Origin of the sequence: Parasphingomonas caseinilytica, from assembly GCF_036663755.1 — a bacterium.
GTDB lineage: Bacteria > Pseudomonadota > Alphaproteobacteria > Sphingomonadales > Sphingomonadaceae > Sphingomonas.
The window spans coordinates 1-21,606 of the sequence record NZ_JAXOJL010000005.1; the positions used below are offsets into that span (position 1 = coordinate 1).

At 66.2% G+C, this 21,606-nt stretch carries 20 protein-coding genes and 1 pseudogene; 11 read left to right on the plus strand and 10 right to left on the minus strand.

Going from position 1 to position 21,606, the window contains the following annotated elements; all coding sequences use genetic code 11:
* From U1738_RS11580 to hpnN, 3 genes and pseudogenes are all read left to right on the plus strand, one after another.
* Positions 1 to 223 (plus strand): annotated as a pseudogene (locus tag U1738_RS11580) (1-deoxy-D-xylulose-5-phosphate synthase); the annotation flags it as partial.
* Positions 220 to 681: a DUF2141 domain-containing protein gene (locus tag U1738_RS11585; protein WP_332789215.1), complete on the plus strand. Its 462-nt coding sequence runs from the start codon at positions 220 to 222 to the stop codon at positions 679 to 681. The pseudogene U1738_RS11580 and the gene U1738_RS11585, both read left to right, overlap by 4 nt.
* Positions 678 to 3,272: a hopanoid transporter HpnN gene (hpnN, locus tag U1738_RS11590; RefSeq protein ID WP_332789216.1), complete on the plus strand. Its 2,595-nt coding sequence runs from the start codon at positions 678 to 680 to the stop codon at positions 3,270 to 3,272. Before U1738_RS11585 ends, hpnN begins: the two co-directional genes overlap by 4 nt.
* A gap of 116 nt (positions 3,273 to 3,388) precedes the next feature.
* Here the strand turns inward: hpnN and U1738_RS11595 are convergent, their stop codons facing one another.
* Together U1738_RS11595 and U1738_RS11600 are read right to left on the minus strand one after the other, a co-directional pair.
* Entirely contained in the window at positions 3,389 to 4,417 is a 1,029-nt protein-coding gene (locus U1738_RS11595) for an MlaA family lipoprotein (protein WP_332789217.1), read from the minus strand.
* Entirely contained in the window at positions 4,414 to 5,037 is a 624-nt protein-coding gene (locus U1738_RS11600) for an ABC transporter substrate-binding protein (protein WP_332789218.1), read from the minus strand. The genes U1738_RS11595 and U1738_RS11600 overlap by 4 nt, the downstream gene beginning before the upstream one ends.
* A 257-nt stretch (positions 5,038 to 5,294) precedes the next feature.
* Here U1738_RS11600 and ispH point away from each other — a divergent pair, with 257 nt between their 5' ends.
* The 3 genes from ispH to U1738_RS11615 are packed head-to-tail and all read left to right on the plus strand — an operon-like array spanning position 5,295 to position 7,809.
* Positions 5,295 to 6,260 carry a 4-hydroxy-3-methylbut-2-enyl diphosphate reductase gene (gene ispH / locus U1738_RS11605; RefSeq protein WP_443027018.1) on the plus strand — a complete coding sequence of 322 codons (966 nt, stop codon included), beginning with the start codon at positions 5,295 to 5,297 and terminating at the stop codon, positions 6,258 to 6,260.
* Entirely contained in the window at positions 6,257 to 7,402 is a 1,146-nt protein-coding gene (gene hpnH / locus U1738_RS11610; protein ID WP_332789219.1) for an adenosyl-hopene transferase HpnH, read from the plus strand. The genes ispH and hpnH overlap by 4 nt, the downstream gene beginning before the upstream one ends.
* A 29-nt stretch (positions 7,403 to 7,431) precedes the next feature.
* A complete protein-coding gene (locus U1738_RS11615; protein WP_332789220.1) occupies positions 7,432 to 7,809 on the plus strand; it encodes a hypothetical protein in 378 nt (125 codons plus the stop codon).
* A gap of 19 nt (positions 7,810 to 7,828) precedes the next feature.
* On the opposite strand, the gene U1738_RS11620 is transcribed toward U1738_RS11615, so the two are convergent.
* Genes U1738_RS11620 through hpnA form a run of 7 tightly spaced genes read right to left on the minus strand, consistent with a single transcriptional unit; the run spans position 7,829 to position 15,577 of the window.
* Positions 7,829 to 8,488 (minus strand): phosphorylase family protein, encoded by a 660-nt coding sequence (locus U1738_RS11620; protein WP_332789221.1) that lies wholly within the window; start codon positions 8,486 to 8,488, stop codon positions 7,829 to 7,831.
* Positions 8,485 to 10,416 carry a squalene--hopene cyclase gene (gene shc, locus U1738_RS11625; RefSeq protein WP_332789222.1) on the minus strand — a complete coding sequence of 644 codons (1,932 nt, stop codon included), beginning with the start codon at positions 10,414 to 10,416 and terminating at the stop codon, positions 8,485 to 8,487. The genes U1738_RS11620 and shc overlap by 4 nt, the downstream gene beginning before the upstream one ends.
* An 8-nt stretch (positions 10,417 to 10,424) precedes the next feature.
* Entirely contained in the window at positions 10,425 to 11,678 is a 1,254-nt protein-coding gene (gene hpnE / locus U1738_RS11630) for a hydroxysqualene dehydroxylase HpnE (protein ID WP_332789223.1), read from the minus strand.
* Complete coding sequence (hpnD, locus tag U1738_RS11635) at positions 11,675 to 12,514, minus strand: presqualene diphosphate synthase HpnD (RefSeq protein WP_332789224.1); 840 nt, start codon at positions 12,512 to 12,514, stop codon at positions 11,675 to 11,677. The genes hpnE and hpnD overlap by 4 nt, the downstream gene beginning before the upstream one ends.
* Positions 12,511 to 13,356 carry a squalene synthase HpnC gene (gene hpnC, locus U1738_RS11640; RefSeq protein ID WP_332789225.1) on the minus strand — a complete coding sequence of 282 codons (846 nt, stop codon included), beginning with the start codon at positions 13,354 to 13,356 and terminating at the stop codon, positions 12,511 to 12,513. The genes hpnD and hpnC overlap by 4 nt, the downstream gene beginning before the upstream one ends.
* Positions 13,353 to 14,582, minus strand: a complete 1,230-nt coding sequence (locus U1738_RS11645; protein ID WP_332789226.1) for a glycosyltransferase — start codon at positions 14,580 to 14,582, stop codon at positions 13,353 to 13,355. The genes hpnC and U1738_RS11645 overlap by 4 nt, the downstream gene beginning before the upstream one ends.
* Positions 14,579 to 15,577: a hopanoid-associated sugar epimerase gene (gene hpnA / locus U1738_RS11650; protein WP_332789227.1), complete on the minus strand. Its 999-nt coding sequence runs from the start codon at positions 15,575 to 15,577 to the stop codon at positions 14,579 to 14,581. Before hpnA ends, U1738_RS11645 begins: the two co-directional genes overlap by 4 nt.
* 143 nt (positions 15,578 to 15,720) lie before the next feature.
* On the opposite strand from hpnA, the gene hpnI reads away from it, so the two are divergent.
* Together hpnI and hpnJ are read left to right on the plus strand one after the other, a co-directional pair.
* Positions 15,721 to 16,878 (plus strand): bacteriohopanetetrol glucosamine biosynthesis glycosyltransferase HpnI, encoded by a 1,158-nt coding sequence (gene hpnI, locus U1738_RS11655; protein WP_332789228.1) that lies wholly within the window; start codon positions 15,721 to 15,723, stop codon positions 16,876 to 16,878.
* Positions 16,875 to 18,302, plus strand: coding sequence for a hopanoid biosynthesis associated radical SAM protein HpnJ (hpnJ, locus tag U1738_RS11660; protein WP_332789229.1), 1,428 nt, complete (start codon positions 16,875 to 16,877; stop codon positions 18,300 to 18,302). Before hpnI ends, hpnJ begins: the two co-directional genes overlap by 4 nt.
* 102 nt (positions 18,303 to 18,404) lie before the next feature.
* Here the strand turns inward: hpnJ and U1738_RS11665 are convergent, their stop codons facing one another.
* Positions 18,405 to 18,728, minus strand: a complete 324-nt coding sequence (locus tag U1738_RS11665; protein WP_332789230.1) for a hypothetical protein — start codon at positions 18,726 to 18,728, stop codon at positions 18,405 to 18,407.
* A gap of 122 nt (positions 18,729 to 18,850) precedes the next feature.
* Here U1738_RS11665 and hpnK point away from each other — a divergent pair, with 122 nt between their 5' ends.
* The 3 genes from hpnK (at position 18,851) to U1738_RS11680 (ending at position 21,568) form a co-directional block, all read left to right on the plus strand.
* Complete coding sequence (gene hpnK / locus U1738_RS11670) at positions 18,851 to 19,681, plus strand: hopanoid biosynthesis-associated protein HpnK (protein ID WP_332789231.1); 831 nt, start codon at positions 18,851 to 18,853, stop codon at positions 19,679 to 19,681.
* 103 nt (positions 19,682 to 19,784) lie between these two features.
* Positions 19,785 to 20,588 carry a ferritin-like domain-containing protein gene (locus U1738_RS11675; RefSeq protein ID WP_332789505.1) on the plus strand — a complete coding sequence of 268 codons (804 nt, stop codon included), beginning with the start codon at positions 19,785 to 19,787 and terminating at the stop codon, positions 20,586 to 20,588.
* 56 nt (positions 20,589 to 20,644) lie between these two features.
* Positions 20,645 to 21,568: a lysylphosphatidylglycerol synthase domain-containing protein gene (locus U1738_RS11680; RefSeq protein ID WP_332789506.1), complete on the plus strand. Its 924-nt coding sequence runs from the start codon at positions 20,645 to 20,647 to the stop codon at positions 21,566 to 21,568.
* Positions 21,569 to 21,606 lie beyond the last annotated feature (38 nt).

Genomic DNA, 21,606 nt, shown 5'->3' on the forward strand with positions numbered 1-21,606 from the left:
CGTCGGTGGCCTCGGCGCGCATGTCCTCACACTGGCCTCGGACGAGGGACTGATCGACGGCGGGCTCAAGCTGCGAACGATGCGCCTGCCCGACGCGTTCCAGGATCAGGACAAGCCCGAACTGCAATACGCCGCCGCCAAGCTCGACGCCGACGCCATCATCGAAACCGTCCTCACCGCACTCCGACACAATGCCACAGGGGTGGTCGGGGCGTCTGCATGAAGCGGCCGGCGATGGCGGGTGGGTTGGCGGCCATCGCCCTCATTTGCATCGGTGCCACCCCCGCCCCGCTCGGCACGCTCACCGTGCGAGTCGGGAACGTGCGCAACGACAAGGGCATCATGCATATCGACATCTGCCCGGAGCCGTATTTCCTTAAGGACGATTGCCCCTATGTCGCCAACGCGCCGGCGCGCAGCGGGACGACGATCGTCGTCGCGCACAACATTCCCGCCGGACGCTATGCGGTGCAGGCGTTTCACGACGAAAATTCGAACAAGAAAGTCGATCGCGCCCTGTTCGGCATTCCCAAGGAGGGCGTCGGCTTCTCCAACGACGCACCGATCCGGCTGAGCCCGCCGAAATGGGCCGCGGCGGTGTTCGCATTCAACGGTAGCGAGCAGACGATCGCGCTCAACATGCGCTATTTCCTCGGGGCGTCTGGCCCGGCGACGAAGTGAAGCTCGGCGGAATCGTTCCGCGCGCCGTCGCGGCGAGCATCGTCCGGCCGTGGATCACGCTGCTCATCGCGTTGGTCGTGGCGGCGGGCGCGTTGCTGTTCACCGCATCGCATTTCGCGATGACCACCGACACTGCCGAACTGATCTCGCCCGATGTCGACTGGCGGCAGCACGAGCGCGCGATGGACGACGCCTTTCCCCAATTGCGCGATGCGATGGTGGTGGTGGTCGACGGGAAGACACCCGAACTGGCCGAGGATGGCGCGGCGAAGCTGGCCGCACGATTCGCCGCCGACCCGAAGCACTTCCGCGCCGTGCGCCGCCCCGATGGCGGCGATTTTCTGGCGCGCGAGGGCCTGCTGTTCGGTTCCGAGGCGGAGGTGCGCCAGACGGTTGCGGCGCTGGTGAAGGCACAGCCGCTACTCGGCCCGCTCGCCGCCGATCCGTCCTTGCGCGGGGTCGCTGGCGCGGTGACCACGATGCTCGACGGGGTGGATGCGGACCAGGCCAGCCTCACCGACATCCGAGCGCCAATGCAGGCGCTGGCCAAGGCGACCGATTCGTCGCTCGCCGGCAAGCCGACCTTCTTTTCCTGGCAAACCCTGTTCGCGGCCGACGGATCGAGCCTGGCCGCACCGACGCGCCGGTTGATCCTGGTGCGACCGGTACTCGATTACGGATCGCTGATGCCGGGCGAGGATGCGAGCGCGGCGGTGCATGCCACCGCCAAGGCGCTCGCACTGGACGAAGCGCATGGCGTGACCGTGCGACTGACCGGCGACGTGCCATTGTCCGACGAGGAATTCGCCACCTTACAGGACAATATCGGGCTGGTCGCATGCGTGATGCTCGCGGCGATGCTGCTGACCCTGTGGCTGGCGACGCGATCGGTGAAGCTGGTCGCGGCGATCATGGCGACGATCGTCATCGGCCTGATCGTGACGCTGGCGGCGGGGCTGGTGGCGGTGGGGCGGCTGAACCTTATCTCGATCGCGTTCATTCCGCTGTTCGTCGGGCTGGGCGTGGATTTCGGCGTGCAGATTTGCGTGCGTTTCAATGCCGAGCAGGCCGAGGGGGCCGCCCTCGGCGAGGCGTTGCAGCGCGCGGCGGCGGCCTTGGGCGTGCCGCTGTTACTGGCGGCGGGAGCGGTGTTCCTCGGCTTCGGGGCGTTCCTGCCCACCGCCTATATCGGCATCGCGGAACTGGGCGTGATTGCCGGGATCGGGATGGCGATCGCGCTGGCGTTCAGCGTCACCCTGCTACCGGCGCTCGTCATGCTGCTACGGCCGGGCGCGCCGCGTCGCGAGGTCGGATTCGCCGCGATGGCGCCGGTGGATCGCTGGCTGGAACGGCGGCGGCGTACGGTTTTGTGGGCATTCGCAGGGTCGATGGCGCTCAGCATCGCGCTGCTGCCATGGGTGTCATTCGACTTCAACCCGCTCGACCTGCGCGATCCGGCCAGCCCGGCGATGCGCACGCTGACCGACCTGACGCGCGATCCGGACCGAACGCCGAACACGATCGGCGTGCTGGCACCCGAAAAAGCGGCGGCGACCGCACTGGCGAAGCGGCTGTCCGCCCTGCCCGAGGTGAAGCAAATCGTGTCGCTCGACAGCTTCGTGCCCGAGGACCAGGCACCGAAGCTCGCCGCGATCTCCGACGCGGCACTGCTACTCGACGTCACGATCAACCCGTTCGATATCGCGCCAGCGCCGGATGATGCCGCGCGGGTGCAGGCGCTGACCACGTTATCGGCGCGGCTCGCGCAGGCGGCAGCGACCCATCCGGGGCCGGGAGCGACCGAGGCCCGCGCGCTGTCCGCCGCGTTCGGGCGACTTTCACACGGCACGTCCGAGCAGCGCCTGAAGATCGAGGCGATGCTCGGCCAGCCGCTCGGCACGATGCTCGACCAGATCCGCAACCTGTTGCAGGCCGAGCCGGTGACGCTCGCCGCCCTGCCCGCCGACATGGCGCGCGACTGGCGGACGCCGGACGGACGCTATCGGCTGGAGGTCTTCCCCTCGGGCGATGCCAACGACAATGTCGTGATGAAGCGTTTCCGCGCGGCGGTCGGCACGGTGACGCCGAACGTCTCCGGCCTGCCGGTCGCGACTCAGGCGGCGGCGGCGACGATCGCGGGCGCGTTCGTGCAGGCCGGGGTGATCGCCTTCGTGCTGGTCAGCCTGTTGCTGTTCGCGGTGCTGCGCGACGTGCGCGAAGTCGCGTTCACGCTCGCGCCGGTGATCCTGTCGATCTTCCTGACGCTCGGCACCTGCGTCGTCATCGGCCAGCCGATCAACTTCGCAAACATCATCGCCCTGCCGCTATTGTTCGGGGTCGGCGTGGCGTTCCACATCTATTTCGTGATGGCGTGGCGCGGCGGCGCGACCGACTTGCTGCAATCGAGCCTCGCGCGCGCCGTGCTGTTCAGCGCGCTGGCGACGGGCACCGCGTTCGGCAGCCTGTGGTTGTCGCACCACCCGGGCACCGCCAGCATGGGGAAGATCCTGATGATCTCGCTGGCATGGACATTGGTGTGCGCGCTGATTTTCGAGCCCGCATTGCTCGGGCCGCCAGCCAAGCGGCGGTGATCCGACACCGCACCGCCCCCCACCGTTCGCCCTGAGCTTGTCGAAGCACGTGCCCCGAACACGCCCTTCGACAAGCTCAGGGCGAACGGTGGGGAAGGCACCTCAGAACAAGGTGGTCAGGGTTTAGGCGCGGGCTGAGCCGGGTCGGCTAGCGGATCCGACAATTCCTCCGGCGCAGCTTCGGGCTTTGGCGCATCGGTCGCAGGCGGAGCCGCCGGATCGGTCATCGGATCGGACAGTTCCGGCGTGGCAGGCTTGGCGCCCTGCCCGGCCGCCGGATCGGCGAGATCGTCGCCCAATTCGGCCGGCCCCGCAGCGCTCGCTTTGCCGTGCAACGCGTCGATCTCGCCTTGCCGGCTCTGCTGATAGGCCGAGCGTAGCGTGGCGTAGGGGTCGACCGCGCCGTCGAACAGCGCCTTCAGTTCGTCGTCGGATTCGGCGCGCAGATCGAGGCCGGTGATGACAGCCCTCGGCACCTGATATTCCAGCCGGTCGAAGGGCTTGCCGACCGCCAGCGGCAGCACGACACCATCCACCTGCCCGCCCAGGAAATCGCGCAGACTGCTCGGCCCGACCAGCGGCAGGAACAGGTACGGACCCGGCTTCACGCCGTAATAGCCCAGCGTGTTGCCCAAACCATTGTCGCGATGCGGCAGGCTGACGCCCGGCAGTTTCGCGATGTCCAGCACACCGCCAAGCCCGAGCGTGGAATTGATCGAGAAACGCGCCAGCGTTTCGATCGCTTTGCCCGGCTTCAACTGCAGCAGATAGTTCAGGAAGACGATCGGCTCGCCCAGGTTGCTGAAAAAATGCCGCAGACCGCCGCGCACCGGCTTGGGCACGATTGTCTTGTAGCCCATGCCGGCAGGCCGGAAGATCGCCTTATCGAACTTCTGGTGGATGCCGAACATGCCACGGTTGAAACCTTCCAGCGGATCGCCCTTGGCGTGATGCGAAGCGGCAACCGAGGGTTCGGGCGGGGCCGTCGGCACGGCACCGTCGCCAACGGGTGCAGCTGGCACGGCTGGCGTCGACTCGGCAGGCTTTGCGTCCTGCGCGATATCGGCCGTCACCGCCGGGCGCGCATCGTCGGTCGCCGGTGTGGCGACCAGCAACAGCGCGGGGATCAACGCCGAAAGCGTCAACCGCCGGCCTTCGCCGACTCGGATTTGGACGACAGGGCATCGAGATGCGCGACCAGCGCCTTCGCACCACCCGATTGCAGCACGCCGGCGAAATCGGACCGCCGGATCGCCAGCTGGCTGATCGCATTGCGATAGAAGACGTCGATGATCTTCCATGCACCACCCGAATTGCGCAGGCGATACGAGATCGCGACCTTCTCGCCTTTCGGATCGTTCAGCGTCGTGCGCACCAGCCGGTCGCCGCCGCGCACATCGACCTTGGGATCGATCGTGAAGGACTGGCCGGAGAAATCGTTGAAATTGGTGGCGTACTGGCCGATCGTCATGCGCCGGAACGCGGCGGTGAGCGCCGCCTGATCGGCCGGCTTGATCGTCGTCCAGGACGATCCGATCGACAGGCGAGTCATCAACGGCAGATCGTAAGCGCGGTCGATCACGGGGCCGATCGTCGCGGCACGGCCTTTCGTGCCCGCCGCCTTACCTGCCTTCATGATCGCGATCAGCCCGTCGTCGAGCGCCTTGATCGTGCCTTGCGCAGGGTCGGCCACATGAGCCGACGCAATTGCAGGTGCGACGACCGGGCCGGCCAATGCGGCCATGAAGATGAAAAGATGACGCATTTTACACAGCTCCTCTAGTCTTCCCCCCCATACGGGCCACCCCAATCATGGTCCAGCCTGTGCGACGGCAAATAACCACATGTTGCTGCAATGCAAAAAATTGTCATGCCATGAGGTTGGCGTTTCGTGTCCGACTTGCCATAATCTGGGCATATCAATGCGGCATCAGCCGGTTTGGACACGACGGAAGGGTGCTCGACTTGCACGAACGGACGACCAATACACTTGGCAATGCGACCGGCCACGGCGCGGACGACATTTTGCAGATCATCCTGGCCAAGCCGCGCGGTTTCTGTGCCGGCGTGGTGCGGGCGATCGACATCGTGGAGCGCGCGCTGGAGCGGGAGCAGGCCCCGGTCTATGTCCGGCACGAGATCGTGCATAACCGGCACGTCGTGGACAAGCTGCGCCGCAAGGGGGCGATCTTCGTCGACGAACTGTCGGAAATTCCGTCCGGTGCGCTGACCATCTTCAGCGCGCACGGCGTGGCGCGCGCGGTCGAAACCGAGGCGGCGGAGCGCGGCCTGCCGGTGATCGACGCCACCTGCCCGCTCGTCACCAAGGTGCACATCCAGGGCCGGCGCTACGCCAAATCGAATCGCACTTTGGTGCTGATCGGGCATGAAGGCCATGCCGAGGTCGAGGGCACGATGGGACAGGTGGATGCGCCGATCCATCTCGTCTCCACGGTGGCCGACGTCATGGCGCTGCCGCTCGCGCTCGAGACGCCGATCGCCTATGTTACGCAGACGACGCTGAGCGTTGACGACACCCGCAGCGTCATCGCGGCGCTGAATGACCGGTTCAAGGACGTGATCGGCCCCGACGTGTCCGAGATCTGCTACGCCACGCAAAACCGCCAGACGGCGGTGCGCGATCTGGCGCGGGTCAGCGATCTGCTGATCGTAGTCGGTGCATCGAACAGCTCCAATTCCAGCCGCCTGCGCGAGATCGGCGTGGAGATGGGCCTGCCCAGCTATCTGGTCGCCGATGGCAGCGAAGTCGATCCGGCGTGGCTGGAAGGCGTCACTGCGGTCGGCATCACCGCCGGCGCGTCGGCCCCGGACGAACTGGTCGACAGCGTCATCGCCGCGCTCTCCACCTTCCGCCAGGTTCGCGTTTCGCAACTGGATGGCGTAGAAGAGAATGTCGAATTCAGCCTGCCGCCCGAATTGCGGCCCCAGAAGATGCGCGAAGCGCGCGCCGTAGGACAACAAGCATGACCCTCCCCTTGGCTCCATTGGTGCGTATCGGTGCCTACACGCTCAAGAACCATATCAAGGGCGGCAAATACCCGCTGGTGCTGATGCTCGAGCCGCTGTTGCGCTGCAATCTGGCCTGCCCCGGCTGCGGCAAGATCGATTACCCGGATGCGATCCTCAACCAGCGGCTGAGCTACGACCAGTGCATGGATGCGATCGACGAATGCGGCGCGCCCGCCGTGTCGATCGCCGGCGGCGAGCCTTTGCTCCACCGCGACATGCCGAAGATCGTCAAGGGCTATATCGCCAAGAAGAAGTTTGTCATCCTGTGCACAAACGCATTGCTGATGAAGAAGAAGATCGACCAGTATAAGCCGTCGCCATTCTTTACCTGGTCGATCCATCTCGATGGCGACAAGGGCATGCACGACCATGCCGTCGATCAGGACGGCACCTACGAGGTGGCGATCGAGGCGATCGAGCTGGCCAAGGCCAAGGGCTTCCGCGTTCAGGTCAATTGCACGGTGTTCGACGGCGCGAGTTCGGATCGGCTCGCCGCGTTCTTCGACACGATGGAAGAACATGGCGTCGAGATTACGATCTCGCCGGGCTATGCCTATGAGCGCGCCGCCGACCAGGAGCATTTCTTCAACCGCACGCGAACCAAGCAATTCTTCCGCGACGTGTTCGCCAAGGGCGACGGCGGCAAAGCGTGGAGCTTCACCAATTCCCCGCTGTTTCTCGATTTCCTCGCCGGCAACCAGACCTACGAATGCACGCCTTGGTCGATGCCGCTGAAAACCGTCTTCGGCTGGCAGAAGCCGTGCTACCTCGTCGGCGAAGGCTATGTGCAGAGCTTTGCCGAGCTGATGGAAGGCACGGAATGGGACCAATACGGCGTCGGCAAGTACGAAAAGTGCGCCGATTGCATGGTCCATTGCGGGTTCGAGGGCACCGCCGCGACGGATTCGATCCGCCATCCGCTCAAGATGTTCCAGATCGGTCGCAAGGGTGTGCGCACCGATGGCCCGATGGCCCCCGATATCGACATCTCGAACCAGCGCCGCGCCGAGGACGTGCATTCGACTCATGTCGAAGCCGAACTGGCGAAGATCAAGGCGGCAGACCCGGAAGGGTTCAAGCGGGTACAGCGCGCGGCGTGATCGTCCCGTTTTTTTTGAGGATTACCGATTTGCGGACCTATATCGTATCGTCGCTGGCGCTGAGCCTCGGCCTGGCGTTCGCCACCCCGGCATCCGCGCAGGACGCCGCGTCGGACGTGCGCTGTATCCTCGTCTCGAACGTGTTCTCGCGGGTCGAGCCGGACGTGAAGAAGAAGGCCGTTGCGCAGGCGACCGGGCTGTATTTCTCCGGCCGCGTCAGCGCGCGCATGTCGCCCGCCCAAATCAAGGCGCAGATCGTCGCGCAGGCCAAGGGTCTCAACAAGGATAATAGCGGGCCGGTGATGACCGCCTGCGCCAAGTATCTGCAGGAGAACCAGCGCATGATGCAGGGCGTCGCGCTGGAAATCCAGAAGGCCAATCCCGCCCCGCCGCCGGCCAAGAAATAAGGCCTCGGGCGAACGCTGCCTAGCGGGGCAGCGCCATGCGCGGGCCGATGCTGATCGCGCCCCGCTTCAATTCGCGCATCGCCTTGGCGAAACCTGCGGTGGTGCGGGCGATGTCCGCCGCCTGACCCGGCCGGGCGGCGAGCGATCGGAGCATCGCCTTCGCGTCCACCCCGCCATCGGGGCGCATCGACACGGTGATCGCGTGGGGCAGCATGTGCTGCGCGCCGTCCGAAATGCAGCGCACGATCGCAAACGGCAGTCCGCGCTCGACAGCGACGGCGGCGGCGACATGGCTCTCCATATCGACCGCCAGCGCGTTGTGACTGACACCCAGCGCCAGTTTCTCGGCGACGCTGTAGATCATCCGGCCATCGGCGAAGAACCCGCCGATCCGCGCGCCGGGCAGCCGTGCGTGCAAGGCTGCCGCCCAGTCGGGGTCGCACTCCACATCGATCGCGCCGGACAGCCGATCCCCGACCACCCAGTCGCCGATCGCCAGCCCATCGGCCAGTGCCCCGGTCATGCCGTAGCTCAGGATGCCCGCCGCGCCAGCCGCCGCCGCCTCGATCTTCGCGCGCAACCCCACCGGATCGCCGCCGCCAGCGACGACGACGATGCCCGACTGGCGTAGCGTGGCGACCTCGCGATTGAACCCGGTGGCGACGACGACGTGACTCACATGCCATACTCCACGCGTGTCGAATTGGACCGCTTGAGGTTGCGATAGCGCGCCATCGCCCAGAGCGGGAAATATTTCGGATAGCCGTGATAGCGCAGGTAGAACACGCGCGGGAAACCGCCTCCGGTATACATCTCCTGCCCCCACAGCCCATCGTCCTGCTGATGCTCGGCCAGCCACTTCACGCCGCGCGCCACGGCGTCCGCATCGACTTCGCCCGCCGCCATCAGGCCCAGCAGCGCCCAACCGGTCTGCGACGCGGTGGAGGGCGCGGGCGCATGGCCGGTGCGATCGAGCGCATAGCTGTCGCAATCCTCGCCCCAGCCGCCGTCCGAATTCTGGATCGCCTTCAGCCACCCGACAGCCTTGGAAACCATCGGATGCTCCGGCGGCAGGCCCGCCGCGTTGAGCGCGCACAATACTGACCAGGTGCCGTAGACGTAATTCACGCCCCAGCGCCCGAACCAGCTACCGTCCGGCTTCTGCTCGCGCTCCAGCCACGCCAGTGCGGCCTTCATGCGGGGGCTGTCACGCTCGCCGAGTTGCGCCAGCATCGAGACGCAGCGCGCGGTGACGTCGGCGGTCGGCGGATCGAGCAACGCGCCATGATCGGCAAACGGCAGATTGTTGAGGTAGGTATAGGCGTTGTCGGCATCGAACGCGCCCCAGCCGCCGTCCTTCGATTGCAGGCCGACGGTCCACTCCACGCCGCGATCGATCGCCGCGTCGTAATCGCCGGTGCGTCCCCGCGCGCGGTCCATCGCCATCACCACCACGGCAGTGTCGTCGAGATCGGGGTAATGATCGTTGTTATACTGGAACGCCCAGCCGCCGGGCCGCAAGCCGGGCCGCTCCTCCGCCCAATCGCCTGCCACCTCCAGCACCTGGCGCGGCTTCAGCCATTCCAGCGCGCGATCGGCCAGCTGCTCGCTCTCACCGCCCGCCTCCAGCATCGCATGGGCGGCCAGCGCCGTATCCCACACCGGCGAGACGCAGGGCTGGCAATAGGCCTCGTCTTCCCCGACCACCAGCAACCGCTCGACCGATTCCCGCGCGATGGCCCGGCGCGGATCGTCCGCGCCGATGCCGAGGCAATCGAACATCATCACGCTGTTGGCCATCGCCGGGTAGATCGCACCCAGCCCATCCACACCATTCAGCCGCTCGCCGACCCAGCCGACGCAAGTATCGATCGCACGCTGGCGGAGCGCCCTCGGCCACAGTCCGTTACCCGCCTTCAACACCCGGTCGAGCGCGTTGAATCCTTTGGTCCAAAGCCATTTCGGGTCCGCTGCCTTACTCCCCGCGCGCACCTTCTCGCCGGTATAGAGTTCGTCGACCTTCACGCCGAGCGCGTTGCGCGCCACCGGCTGGACCGCGCAAAGCACGAGCAACGGCACCACCACCGTGCGTGCCCAATAGGACATCTTCGACAGGTGGATCGGGAACCAGCGCGGCAGCAGGATCAGCTCCGGCGGCATCGTCGGCACCGTCGCCCAGGGGCCGGCACCGAACAGCGCAAGCTGGATGCGCGTGAACACGTTGCTCGCCGCCGCACCGCCCTCGGCGAGGATCGCGGCACGGGCGCGGGCCATGTGCGGCGCATCCACCGGGTCGCCGATCATCTTCAGCGCATAATAAGCCTTCACGCTGGCGCTGATATCGAACGCGCCGCCATGGAACAGGCCCCAGCCGTGATGCTCGGCCGACTGGATACGGCGGAGATAACGCCCGATCTTGGCCTCGATCACGGCATCCACGGCCTCGCCGAGATAATGTCGCAACAGGACATATTCCGCCGGAATGGTGGCATCGGCTTCCAGCTCGAACACCCAATGCCCGTCCGGTTGCTGCGCGTGCGCCAAAGCGGTGATGGCCCGATCGATCGATCGGTCGAGTGTCGTCATGGGGTCGAGCGGCGCGTGCATGGGGCCTGTTACCCTGCCCGCCCGCCGATCACCAAGCGCGCAGCGGTTTCGCCGGATCGCAGCGCGCCCTCGATCGTCGCGGGAAGGCCGGTCTGCGTCCAGTCGCCGGCCAGGAACAGGTTTCGCCAGCGCGTCGTGGCAGGCGGGCGCTTGGCGTCCTGATCAGGTGTCGCGGCGAAAGTGGCGCGCTTTTCCTTCACGATCTGCCAGGCGGGCATCGGCGCATCGATCTTCAGCGCGGTGCAGATATCGGTCCAAAAGGTGCGGGCGAGGTCCTCCCGGTCGCGATCCACCAATGCGTCGGCGGCGCTGACCGTAACCGACAGGCGATCGGGAAAGGTGAACACCCATTCCGCCGTCGCGCCGATCAACCCGAGCATCTGTAGCGCTCCGGCAGGTGCGGGGAAGGCGAAATGGCCGTTGACGATGGCGCGGAAATCATCCGGTGCTTCGAGATCGGGGACCAGAGCGGTGGCGACCCAGGGCGGCACGGCGAGGATGACGGCCTCGTCCGACGCGATTAGCTCCGGACCCGCGCCCCAATCGAGGCTGATCGCGCGATCGCCTTCGAACCCGATCGCGCGCAGGCGTCGCCCCAATTCCACCGGCGCGCCCCGCCCCGCCAGCCAGCCCAAAGCCGGATCGACGAAGGCCGCCGCCAAGGTCGGCTCGGCGATCAGCGGGCGCATCGCCTCGCCGCCCTCGGCCACCGTCTCGCGCAGGACGTTGCGGGTCAGCAGCGCCGATCCCTCGCCGGCGGCGGTGTTGAGCACGGCAAGCAGCACCGGTTCGAGCAGCCGATCCCAGACCGGGCCGATCGTGGTGAAATGCTCGTCCACCCGCCCCTTGCGCGCAAGCAGCAGGCGCAGGATCGGCAGATAATCGATCAGTCCGCTGCCCGGCACGCGGCGGTTCTTGTCCAGTACCCACCACGGCACGCGCCCGTCGTTGATCCGCACCGTCCAGCGCGCGCCGCTGGCGATATCGCAAAACGCGAAGTCGGCCTGCTCCGGCCCGGCGAGCGGCGCGTCTGCTCCCACCGCCGAGCGAAACCGAGCCACGGCCCGATTGCCCGACAGAACGAGGTGGTTGCCATTGTCGATCGTCTGGCCAAGCTGCGGATCGAAATAGGACCGGCACCGCCCCCCGGCCTGCGCCGCCGAATCCGCGATCCGCACCGCCAGCCCGGCCTGCCGGAGCGCAACGGCGGCGGACAGCCCCGCCAGCCCCGCCCCGGCAATCGTCGCCCGCGTGAAGCTCAACGCGTCAGGCCGAGACGCACAACGGTCCACAGCAATTCCGGCTTGGACATCTTCACGCGCGTGCGCGGCGGTGCCCAGCCGATCGCCTCGGTCCGCGCCAGCACCTTGGCGTACACCGCCTCCATCAGGCGCGGCGCGAGCAAATGCCCGCGCGGCCGCGTAGCGAGAATCGCATGCGCCTTGGCGTAATGCTCGTGCGCGATCGCCGCGACCTGCCGGGCAGCGGCGTCGATGCGCGGATCGCCGACCACCTCTGTCGGCGTGGTGAGGGTGATGCCCGCCGCGAGGATAGCCTCGGCCGGCAGATAGACGCGACCAATCGCGGCATCCTCATCCAGATCGCGCAGGATGTTGGTCAGTTGCAGCGCGCGGCCGAGATGGAAGGCAAGGTCGATCCCCGGTGCCTCGTCCATCCCGAACACCCGCACCGACAGCCGCCCGACCGCCGAAGCCACCCGGTCGCAATACAGATCGAGTTCGGTGAGCGGCGGCCAGCGGATATCGCCCGCCACGTCCATCGCCATGCCGTCGATCACGGCGAGGAAATCCTCCTGCCGCAACCCGAACCGGCGCACCGCCTCCGCCACCAATTGCGCCTGCCCTGGATCGCCGCCGGCATAGAGCGAGGCGATATCACGCCGCCAGACGTCGAGCGCGGCGGCGCGTTCCGCGCGATTGCCCTGTTCGTCGTCGGCAATGTCGTCGACCAGCCGGCAGAAGCCGTAGATAGCATACATCGCCTCGCGCTCGGCCTTGGGCAGCACGCGCATGCCGGCGTAGAACGAACTGCCCGAAACCTGCTTCTGCAACGCGCCGGGGGTGGAATCCGGGTTCATGCCGCGCGCCGGAACAGGACGGGCAAAGCAGCCCGGGCGGCGATGAACGCGGCCTCCGCCTTGCCGTGATGCACGCGCTCGCTCAGCGGATCGCGCTGTTCGAGCCGCTCGACGAGACTTTCCGCCAAACGCTGGATCACCGCGACCTCGGCGGCGAGCTTGCGATCGCGAATGAGGCGCGCGAACGGCGCGGATTGCGCGAGCAACCCGCGCGTGCGCCCCGCCAGTTCGACGATGGCGCTGCGCAAGGCCGATGTCGCGTGGGTCCCCGCCAGATCCTCCACGCGCGCTCCATGTTCGGCCAGCGTGTCGAGCGGCAGATAGACGCGGCGGATCGTGCGGTAATCCTTCCCGCAATCCTGCAGGTGATTGACGATCTGCAACGCCGCGCACAGCGCATCGTTGGCCGCCCAGATGGCGCGATCCTCGCCATGCACGTCGAGCACGAAGCGCCCGACCGGCATCGCCGAATAGCGGCAATAGTCGATCAATGCGGCCCAATCGGCACAGCGATCCACCGTCACGTCGCGTTCGAACGCCACGAGCAGGTCGCGGGCATGGATGGAATCGAGCCCACGCTCCGCCATGACGTCACGCAGCGCCAGGGCCACGGGTGCCCCGTTCGCGGCACCGTCCAGCCCGGCCCGCATCAGGCCCAGCCGGGCGAGCTTTTCATCCGGGGCTGCGCTTTCATGATCCGCGATATCGTCGGCCGCGCGCGCGAAGCGGTAGAAGGCCATGATCGGCGCGCGATGTTCTGCGCTCAGCAGGACGCTGGCGACCGGGAAATTCTCGTCGCGATGCCCCTTGCCGGAGGCGAGATCGGTGGCAGCATTCGTCATGCGTTCGCCTGTGTACGACCTTTCCACATTCCGCCACGCCCACGATGATATTGCCACGCCGATAGCAAGGTGCAGCCGGCGTAGAAAGCCGCGATTCCCGGCAGCGCGACGCCCCAGAGCGGCGAGCGCCGGTAGAAACGCAGCATCGGCTGGAAGGCGAGCGCCATCAGCGCCCAGGCGGCCAGCCCGCTCGCCCGCGCCCAGCCATGGCCGAACAATGTAAGCGCGGGCGGCGCAGCGTAGACGAGCGCCAGCCCGAATAACGTACCGGCCAGCAGCAGAGGCGAATAGCCGAGTTGCGCATAGGCCGAACGTGCGATCATCGCCGCGATCGTCTCGGCGGTGTCGTACGCCCGGATGCTGCGCGAGCGATCGGTCAGGCCGAGCCATACCGGGCCCTGCCGCTTGAGCGCGGCACCCATCGCGCAATCGTCGATCAGCGCATTCCGGATCGCGGCGATGCCGCCCGCCGCCGCCAAAGCTTCGCGCCGCACCAGCATGCACCCGCCCGCCGCCGCGCCGATCCCGCCGGGACGATTCACGCGCCCGAACGGGTAGAGCAGTTGAAAGAAGAACACGAAAGCCGGCACCAACGCGCGCTCGGCGAAGCTCGTACAGCGGAGTTTCGCCATCAGGGAGACGAGCGTGAGATTGCCGGCTTCGGCCCGGGCGACGAGCGTGGCGAGCGTATCGGGGGCATGTGCGATATCGGCATCGGTCAGCCAAAGATATTTGGCGGCAATACTCCCCTCCCTGGAAGGGAGGGGTTGGGGGTGGGTCGGTGTGGGGCGGCGCGGCGCTTCATCGTGAGCGACCCACCCCCGCCCCCTCCCTTCCAGGGAGGGGAGTAGAAGAGAGTGATCCACGCCCTGCGAAACCGCCCAGAGCTTGCCGGTCCATCCCGACGCCAGCGGCCGACCGGTCAAGACCTCCAACCGCCCTGCCCCGCCCGACCGGCGCGCGATGTCCGCTGTCCCGTCGCTGCTCGAATCGTCCACCAGGATGACGCGCAACTCGCCGGGATAATCCTGTGCCAGCACGCTGCCGATCGATGCCGCGATCACCTCCGCCTCGTCGCGCGCCGGAACGATCGCGGTGACGGCGGGCCAGTGGCTAGGCATCGGCGGCAGATCCCGCGTGTCGCGTTCGCGCGTCCGCCAGAAACCGTGGCGCGCGAACACCAGCACCAGCCAGATCGCCAGCGTGACGACACCGATAAAGATCATGCGATCGATCCGGCGGCGCGGAACCAGTCGAGCGCATCGCCCACCGCCTCGGGCCAGGGCCGCGCTGCATAGCCGAGTTCGGCCTCCGCCTTGGCCGAACTGAAGAACATGTGATGCTTGGCCATGCGCAGCGAATCGACCGTCAGGAATGGCTCCTTGCCGGTGACTCGCGCCAGCGCCTCATTGGCATAGGCCAGGGGAAACAGCGGACGGCGCGGGATCGTGATCGTCGGCGGCTTGCGCCCGACCCGCGCCGCGATCTCCGCCAGCATCGCGCCCAGGCTCACGTCCTGCCCGCCGAGGATGTAGCGCTCGCCGATCCGCCCCCGCTCCCACGCCGCGACATGCCCCGCCGCCACGTCATCGACATGGACCAGGTTCAGCCCGCTATCGAGGAACGCCGGCATCCGCCCGTTCGCTGCCTCGACGATGACCCGCCCGGTCGGCGTCGGGCGCACGTCGCGCGGGCCTATGGGCGTGGAAGGGTTGACGATCACCGCCGGCAGCCCGTGGGCGATCATCGCCTCGACCAGCCGTTCCGCCACGACCTTGCTGCGCTTGTACGCGCCGACCGCTTGTTCGGGCGTGGCGGGCCGGGTCTCGTCGGCGGGTCCGGCGGGATCGGGACGCAACGTCGCCACGCTGCTGGTATATACGATCCGCTCGACCCCGGCATCCCGCGCCGCCGCCATCACGATGCGCGTGCTGGCGAGATTGTTGCGCACGATCTCCTCCGGGTCGGGCGCCCAGATGCGATAGTCCGCCGCCACGTGGAACAGGTGCCGCACCCCCGACATCGCCCGCGTCATGGCAGCGGAATCGCGCGCATCGCCCTCGACCAGCGTACCGGGAAAATCGGCCAGATTGGCACGCGGACTGGACGCCCGCACCAGCCCGCGGACTCGATGGCCTCGCGCAGCCAGAGCGCGGGCCACCGCCGATCCCACGAACCCCGAAACCCCGGTAACGAGTATGATATCCGACGCTTCGCTCACGCCACGCGGTCTACACAGGACGTGCGGGGAACGATAGAGAGTGTGTCGATCCCGGCAGACGAGCGAGCGCGCGCCCCTCGCCACCGAAATACTCGAATGGCCGAGTACTTGCCAGGAACCGACCAAGGATCGATAGGGCCGCCATGACGCCCGCGCACATCGCCGCTATCTTCGGCTGGTTCGCCATCCTGCTCGCGGGTGCCGGCATCATCTACCAGCTCATTGCATCGGTCGTGACGCGGCAATTCTTCGCGACGGCTGCTCTTGTCGGCCACAGCACCGAAGCGGTCACATTACTGAAACCGCTATATGGTGCCGAACCGCGTCTGTTCGACAATCTCGCGACCTTCCTCGAGCAGCAGCATGACGGCCCGGTCCAGATGGTCTGCGGCGTGCAGCGCGACGACGATCCCGCCATCGCCGTGGTCCGGGCGCTCCAGTCGGCCTATCCCGCCGCGACGATCGACCTGGTGATCGATGCGACCCGCCATGGTGCCAATGGCAAGGTCTCGAACCTCATCAACATGATGCCCGCCGCGCGGCACCCAATTATCGTCCTGAGCGACAGCGACATGGCGGCCGCGCCGGATTATCTCGCCCGTGTGCTGGCCGCGCTCGATCGACCCGGCATAGGCGTCGTATCCTGCCTGTATCGCGGGCGTGGCGACGGCAATTTCTGGTCGCGGCTCGGAGCGGCTGGCCTCACCTATCAGTTCATCATCGGCGTGGTGGTCGCCGTCGCCTACAAACTGGCAGCGCCCTGCATGGGATCGACCATAGCGTTACGACGCGAGACGCTGGATCGGATCGGCGGGTTCAAATGCTTCGCGGACACGCTGGCCGACGATCATGCGATCGGCCAAGCGGTGATCGCATCGGGGCTGAACATTGCCGTGCCACCGATGTTCGTCACGCATGCCTTCGACGAAACCGGTATCGGCGAGCTTTGGCGGCATGAAGTGCGATGGGCGGCCACCGTCCGCGATATCGCCTTCTGGCCCTATGTCGGGGTGATCATCGGGCTGCCGCTGCCGGTGGCGTGTCTGGCGGTGCTGTACACCCCGACGATCGGTCTCTGGCTCGTTGCAGCTTCCCTCGTCGCGCGGTTCATAGTCGTGCGGAGTGTGGACGCAGCAGCCGGAGGACGACCTGCGGCATTCCGGCTGGCGATATTGCACGATTATTTCGCTTTCGCGGTCTATATCGCCAGCTTCTTCGTGCAATCGGTTGATTGGCGCGGGGCGACCCTTACAATGAAGGCAGGCGGCCGGATATCGTCGCCACGGAGTGCTGAGTCATGATGCGTACCCTGTTCCTGCAGGCCCCTTCCTTCGACGGTTATGACGGCGGCGCCGGCGCGCGCTATCAAATGAAGCGCGAGGTGAAGTCGTTTTGGTACCCGACCTGGCTCGCCCAGCCCGCCGCTCTGGTCGAAGGCTCCAAGCTGATCGACGCCCCCGCGCACGACCAGTCGTGGGACGATATCAAGCACGAGATGGACGAACGCGACCTCGTCATCCTGCACACCTCGACGCCCAGCTTCGGGCAGGACGTACGCACCGCGGAACTGATCAAGCAGCGCAATCCCGCGATCCGGATCGGTTTCATCGGCGCCAAGGCGGCGGTCGAATCGACCAAGGTGCTGGAAACATCGACCGCGATCGATTTCGTCGCGCGCAACGAATTCGATTTCACGATCCTGGATGTGGCCAACGGCATGCCGCTGCGCGAAGTCGAGGGCATTTCGTGGCGCGACGATGACGGCGCGATCATCCACAACAAGGATCGCGCGGTCCTCGAGGACATGGACAGCCTCCCCTTCGTCTCGCCGATCTACAAGCGCGATCTGGTGATGGAGAAGTATTTCGGCGGCTATCTGCTCCACCCCTACGTCTCGTTCTACACCGGGCGCGGGTGCAAGAGCCGCTGCACCTTCTGCCTGTGGCCGCAGACGGTGGGCGGGCACAATTATCGAACCCGATCGATCCCGCACGTGATCGAAGAGGTGAAGTACGTGATGCGGGAAATGCCGCAGACGAAGGAGATCTTCTTCGACGACGATACGCTGACCGACAATCTGCCGCGCGTCGAGGCGCTGGCACTGGAATTGGGCAAGCTCGGCATCACCTGGTCGTGCAACGCCAAGGCCAACGTGCCGTACAAAACGTTGAAGATCCTCAAGGAAAACGGCCTGCGCCTGCTGCTCGTGGGGTACGAAAGCGGCAACCAGCAGATCCTGCACAACATCAAGAAGGGCCTGCGCACCGATGTCGCGCGGCAATTCACCAAGGATTGCCACGCGCTCGGCATCGTCATCCACGGCACCTTCATCCTCGGCCTGCCCGGCGAGACGGAGGAGACTATCGAAGAGACGATCAACTATGCCAAGGAGATCGATCCGCACACCATCCAGGTGTCGCTGGCCGCGCCCTATCCCGGCACGTTCTTGTTCAAGCAGGCGACCGAGAATGGCTGGTTCGACGGCACCGATCATCTGCTGACCGATGGCGGCAACCAGATCGCGCAGCTCAGCTACCCGCATCTGCCGGCGGCGGTGATCTTCGACAAGGTGGAGGAATTCTACAAACGCTTCTACTTCCGCCCATCAAAGATCTGGTCGATCGTCAGCGAGATGCTGCGCGACTGGGACATGATGAAGCGGCGTCTGCGCGAAGGCGTGGAGTTTTTCGACTTCCTGCGTCGCCGCAAGGAAGCGAAGGCTTAGAAACTGAAATGCTGTTCCCCGGCAAAGGCCGGGAAACAGCATGATGTCAGCTAAATCGAATCCCGGATCGGCAGTTCGCTGCCGATCCGGGGCTCAGAAAAATCAGCAACCGTTGCGGCGGTTCTGCGAAGCGTCATGCTTCTTGTCGAGGTGACGGCCGAGCAGACCACCGCCGACCGCACCGGCGATCGTGCCGACGGTCCCGCCGCCCAGCACGTTGCCGAGCACGCCGCCACCTGCTGCACCGGCGATCGCGCCGGTCGTGCCGCTGCTCTTCTTGCAGCGATAATAGGAGCGATGGTAACGGCCGTCCTTGCCCTTGTAGGTGCGATATTCACGCGATTGGGCCGAAGCGGCGGTCGGTGCGATCACCATCGGCGGGGCGGCAACGGCAACCATCAGGGCGGCGGCTAGGATCTTTTTCATCTGTCTTCTCCTGGGTAATCTGCCGTTATAATACCCATCTCCGCTGATTGTTTCATGAACGGATCGTTTAACGCGGAGCAAGGTTTCCACCGCATCCACGATTCCCACGCTAAGGCCCCGATATGGCGGAACTTTCCGACCCGACCCGCCACCTAATCGTCACCGCCGACGACTTCGGTGCCGCACTTTGCGTCAACGAAGCGGTCGAGCAGGCGCATCGCAGCGGCATCCTCACCGCCGCTAGTTTGATGGTCTCGGGCGACGCCGCCGCCGACGCCGTCGGACGGGCCAGGGCGATGCCCTCGCTCGGCGTAGGACTGCATCTGGTGCTGGTCGAAGGCCGCCCGACGCTGCCGCCCGAACGCCTCCCCGATCTGGTAGACACCAGCGGGAATTTCAGCGCGAACATGGTCCGCACCGCCTTCGCCATCGCGCTGAAGCCCGCCGCCCGACGGCAACTCCGGGCCGAGATCGAAGCACAGTTCGCCGCCTTCGCCGCGACCGGACTGGCACTGGATCACGTCAACGCGCACAAGCATTTCCATCTTCACCCGATGATCGCCACCGCCGTGATCGAGATCGGCAAGCGCCACGGCATGAAATCCGTTCGCGCCCCGATCGAGCGCGGTACTCCGGGGATAGAGCATTGGTGGGCAACCCGCTTGCAAAGCCGCCTGCGCCGCGAGGGGATGCTGGTGCCCGATCAGGTCGTCGGCCTCGCCTGGACCGGCGCGTTCGATACGGATCGCATGCGTGCCGCGCTGACCGCGCTGCCGCCCGGCCTCACAGAAATCTACACCCACCCCGCGACCCAAGACTCGTGGCCCGGTGCGGCACCCGGATATCGTTATCGCGACGAACTCGCCGCGCTCACGGACGATCTTGCGAAGGCCGCAATCGTGCGCGATGGAGTTTCGCATGGCCACTTCTCTCACTTCGCGTCGGCATCCTGATCTCGAACCGCTGGCGATCTCGCCGCCGAGCTTCGAGGCCCCGCCGCCGCCCGAACGCCCGATCCGGCTGGGATCGCCCGAGCATCGCAGCCTGCTGTCGCGCATGATGCTCGATTCGCACGATGCCTATCGCCCCGCGCTGATCCACTGGCCCAAGCTGGATGACGAGACGCGCAATCGCATCGTCAGCCTGCCGATCTGGGATATCGCGGTGCAGACCGAAGGTCGCGCGTCGATGAACGTGAAGACGTTCAACGAATCGATCGACGATCCCCTGTTGCACGAGGCGATCGGCATGAACGCCTATGAGGAGCGCCGTCACAAGATCGTGCTCGCCGATATGGTGCAGGCGTACGGGATCGAACTCGAACCCGAGCCGGACTATGTCCGCCCGCGCGATCCCGAATTCGCCTTCATGCGCACCGGCTATTCGGAATGCATCGACAGCTTCTTCGGTTTCGGCCTGTTCAAGATCGCCAAGGATACCGGCTTCTTCCCCGACGAACTGATCGACACGTTCGAGCCGGTGATGCGCGAGGAAGGACGGCACATCCTGTTTTTCGTCAATTGGGTCGCGTGGTGGCGGCGCACGATGCCGTGGTGGCGGCGGCCGTATTTCGAGGCGAAGGTGCTGCTCGTCTGGATGTTCCTGATCGGCGAGCGGATCAGCATGGCCAAGGGCATGGGCGCGGACAATACCAAGGCGCAGGAGAACAATTTCACGCTCAACGGTTCGAAGGAACTGGGCGTCGAGGTGTCGTTCCCCGAACTGGCGCGCATCTGTCTGGCGGAGAATGACCGGCGACTGGCCCCCTATGACCAGCGCCTGATCCGCCCGAAATTCGTGCCGGCGATGATGCGCCTGGCTTTGCGCTTCGCCGGCAGTCCCAAGGGAGCGACGGCCTGAACGGTTACGCCCGCGTCGGCATCCTGCTGGCGACGCTGGCGGGGCTGGCGGCGGCGATCTGGGCGTTCGGATCGGCCGGGTTTGCCAACGTGCTGGCGGCGACCGCACGGGTGGGACCGGGTGGTTTTCTGGCCTTTTGCATCTATTCCCTTGTCGGTTTTCTGCCTTTGGGTGCGGCGTGGCTGGTGTCGGCACCCAGCGAGCCACCCTCGCGGATCTGGCTGTTCAGCTGGGCGCGCGTGCTGCGGGAGGCGGTTTCGGATCTGCTGCCCTTCTCGCAGATTGGCGGGATCGTCGTCGGTACGCGTTCGCTGCTGCACGCCGGGATCGGACCGGCCCGCGTCTATGCCTCGCTGGTGGTCGATATGACGACCGAGATGGCGGCGCAGCTCGTCTTCACCCTGTTCGGCCTGTCGATGATGGCGACGATCCTGATGGGCGCGTCCGCCGCCGCATTGCGCCCGCTGATCTTCGGCGGCACCGCGGCGATGATCGCAGTGATGATCCTGTTCTTCGTCGCGCAGCGCCCGGCGCTTATGCTGGCGGAGCGGATCGCCGGACATTTCCTGCCCGGATCGGCGGCGACCATGGCCGGCCTGCTCGACGAACTGCGCGCGACCTATGCCGCGCGTGGTCGCGTGATTGCCGCCTTCGCCTTCAATCTGATCGGCTGGGTCGCCAGCGCGTTCGGCGCGTGGCTGGTGCTGCACCTGATGGGCGCGGAGATTTCGGTCTGGTCGGTGCTGTCGCTGGAAAGCCTGATCTTCACGCTGCGCAGCGTCGCCTTCTTCATCCCCGCCGCGATCGGCGTGCAGGAGGCGACTTACGCGCTGGCCGCGCCCCTGTTCGGGCTGCCGGCGGAGATGGCCCTGGCGCTGTCGCTGGTGAAGCGGGCGCGGGAATTGGCGATCGGGTTGCCGGCATTGGTGATCTGGCAGGCGCGCGAGGCGAAGGCGGTGGTGGCGGCTCGGTTGCGGTAGATAGATCGACTTAAAGATCGTCACCCCGGACTTGTTCC